This is a genomic window from Mesorhizobium sp. M0184 (genome assembly GCF_040322215.1).
Taxonomy (GTDB): domain Bacteria; phylum Pseudomonadota; class Alphaproteobacteria; order Rhizobiales; family Rhizobiaceae; genus Mesorhizobium.
In genome coordinates, this window is record NZ_JAMYSZ010000113.1 from 1 (window position 1) to 625 (window position 625).

Annotated in this window: 1 protein-coding gene; it reads right to left on the minus strand. The window is 63.2% G+C overall.

From position 1 onward, the window contains the following. Nucleotides 1–345: 345 nt before the first annotated feature. The gene (locus tag NKJ23_RS34545; protein ID WP_352685202.1) at nt 346–525 is read right to left on the minus strand and encodes a hypothetical protein; all 180 of its coding nucleotides are present in this window, start codon (nt 523–525) and stop codon (nt 346–348) included. Nucleotides 526–625 lie beyond the last annotated feature (100 nt).

The following is a 625-nucleotide window of genomic DNA, read 5'->3' on the forward strand; positions in this document are numbered from 1 at the left end:
TTAGTCCGGCTCCTTCGTCCGGGGGGCCCCCCCCACCCCACCCCTCCACCGCCGCGGCGTTTTTCTACACGCCGGGCGGGCCCCTCGGGGGCGGGTCCCATCCTGGGGCCCCCCCACGCCTACAACATCAAGAGCCACCGGGAAGAAGAGCGCCGGTGGGTGGAGCAGGCCGAGAGCGCCTATGCACGCTTCGTCGCCGGTTGGAACCCGCGAGGCCCGAGAAAGGCGCGCACGGATGCCGCAAACGAGGTGCGACGATAGAAGCTGCGCGGCAGGGCTCTCACCTCGGACCCTGCTCTTCGCCACGCGGTCGTCCGTGCGCGACAGGAGAATAGCGCAGATTTATCAAAAAGGCGCTTGTCGATGTCGTTCGGTGATCGATAACGGCCCGTGCACAGGCGTGTTCGAAGTCATGAGCCCCGCCACCATGGCTTCCTTGATCAATGGGACGGCCGAGCCGCCAGCGCCTGAGATCGTGAACTGGATGCCGTTGTCGGTGAGCACCGTGTGGATCTTGTAAGGCATGGCATCAAGAAGGTGGGGGACTGTCAGGAATTCTGTGCGCGAGGCCATGATGATGGAAAGGAGAGAATCATCACATGGCTATTGAGAAGGAACTTCTGGA